The following is a 2,064-nucleotide window of genomic DNA, read 5'->3' as shown; positions in this document are numbered from 1 at the left end:
TGGTCTGGGCAAACACGGAACTGGGAGCCGATAGGCATGGTGCTGCTGAATCCGGATCGGGAGCAGCAGGGCGAAAAAAGAGCAGCATAGTTAGGCGGTGACGCGACAACTACCTTGAAAAACGCCGGTGGGGCGGTTTACTACGCCGGATCCGATTGGGTTGGCGGGGGGAGCGAATCTCTATCAATATGCCCCTAACCCATTGGGATGGATCGATCCATGGGGATGGGCACCATGCGGCTCAACGACTAAAAAGCTACAGGCTCACGCCAACGCAGCGAAAAAAGCCGTGTACCGTAACCCTCAACGCTCATTGACTTTAAAACAACGAGCGGCGGTCAAACGCGCCTATGACAGAGGCGACTTCGGACAAGCACGCTCTCGCTACCGTCGCTATGTAGGTCAAAGGATCGATGCCGAATTCAAACGTAGGGTGCTGGCAGATCCGTCGCTTGCACATCTGAATGTCGCGAAATCAGGACAACGCCTGCCCGATGTGTATGATCCGAAAAGCAAGTCCTGGTGGGACCTGACGACGAAGGCTGATTGGAAAAAAGGCACCCATCAACGGCGTTATGGCGATTGGGGCAATGGTTATGAAGGAGTGTTGTGGTGAGTGACAGAATCCCATCAAAAACATTATCTGGCATTGAGCAGGACGGCCTCGTCCTGCCTGAGAAAACGCTTTTCAAAAATGAGTTCATTGGTGCCACCAAATTAAAGAACTCAACACTTTCCTACCCGATTTTTGACAGCTGTCTTTTGGAAAATTGCGAATTCGAGAAAACCGACTTCTCCAACTCAAGATTTTTCAACACAACAACCGTAGTCCAATGCACATTCAGCAATGTCGACTTTCGAGCAACAGGTCTAAGTGATAGCAGATTTGAAAACTGCACCTTCCTGAAGTGCGATTTTCGACAAACCGCACTGGTCGATTGCCACTTCAGCAACTGTACATTCAGCCAATGCAAAATCATTGATAACTCGCTCAATGCAAAAAAAATTACCCATGTTAAGTTCGCTGGAAAGCTCCAAGAAGTGAGCTTCATATCCGACCAGCCGAACACCCCACTGCTTGTCGATTTTGAGCTTTGCAAACTGGATTACGTCACCTTTCAAAACTGCGACCTTGAGAGCATCGTCCCACCTACTGATGGCCAACACATTTTTTTCAAGGACGTGTCAGCACGTGCGCAAAAGGCGCTCGATCACCTATCGTCTCAACCAGACAGCCCGATCAATAAGCTACTGAAGCGACGCTTGCAAAAGCTCACAACACAACGAGGGGCCCTCTTCAATATCAAAAATCTGGAAAGCTATGAAGGCTCGGAGTTTTCATCACTTTTTATTTCCCATCTCAAGGGCTCTGAATAGCCCCCCCGACGGCCGCCCCCCCTCACTGGAAAGGCTTAAATAACTTACCCACGAGCCTGTGAAGCGATTGCCTCACGAGGCTCGCTCAGGTCTACGCATGAGTATTGGATTTCAAGAGAACGTTACGAATCCAGAGTCATCAAAAAAGAGCCGGCCGGCCCAGTTGCTCGTTGGAACGTCGAGATTTTGAGCGAAGAAACGCGAATCGACGCAGGCAGGAACTAGACCCAGCAAGGCATTCAAGACCATGATCTTAAAAGAAATTTACCTATACCCCGACCCAGCAAGTCATGCAATCGCTGGAAGCCATCTTGTTACGTTGAGAGCTGTACACCAATTCGCTGTTTTCCGTAATCCCCAGACATTATTAATTCAGCCAAAACTTGCCTAAAAAACAATAAAGCGAAACTTCCCACAGCACATACGGAAAGCGTGAAGGCGACAGCCAGAGAATGCCTCTTTAAAGTTCTAGACCATTAAAACCTGCCCCATGGATCGACCGCAGGAGTTGCCATGCCTCATCCGCGCGAAGTGCGCTTTACCTTCAGTTCGACTGCCGCCATCAACTTCGATGTGGTCTCGTTTGAACTCACCGAAGGACTGTGCGAACTGTATCGCCTGACCGTGGATCTGGTCAGCACTTCGGCCACTGCCGACTTCGCGCAACTGCTGGATCAACCTGCCGCC

At 50.0% G+C, this 2,064-nt stretch carries 2 protein-coding genes and 1 pseudogene; all 3 read left to right on the top strand.

Features of this window, described 5'->3' with window-relative positions; genetic code table 11:
* Nucleotides 1-127: 127 nt before the first annotated feature.
* Nucleotides 128-236, top strand: a pseudogene (locus tag AACY42_RS28295) (RHS repeat-associated core domain-containing protein); the annotation flags it as partial.
* Between the two features lie 53 nt (nucleotides 237-289).
* Nucleotides 290-616, top strand: coding sequence for a hypothetical protein (locus AACY42_RS28290; RefSeq protein WP_339483796.1), 327 nt, complete (start codon nucleotides 290-292; stop codon nucleotides 614-616).
* Nucleotides 613-1,377 carry a pentapeptide repeat-containing protein gene (locus AACY42_RS28285; RefSeq protein WP_339483795.1) on the top strand — a complete coding sequence of 255 codons (765 nt, stop codon included), beginning with the start codon at nucleotides 613-615 and terminating at the stop codon, nucleotides 1,375-1,377. The genes AACY42_RS28290 and AACY42_RS28285 overlap by 4 nt, the downstream gene beginning before the upstream one ends.
* Nucleotides 1,378-2,064 lie beyond the last annotated feature (687 nt).

The sequence above is a fragment of the Pseudomonas sp. RL_5y_Pfl2_73 genome, assembly GCF_963970515.1.
Classification (GTDB): domain Bacteria; phylum Pseudomonadota; class Gammaproteobacteria; order Pseudomonadales; family Pseudomonadaceae; genus Aquipseudomonas.
This window is presented reverse-complemented; position numbering and strand designations above follow the sequence as displayed.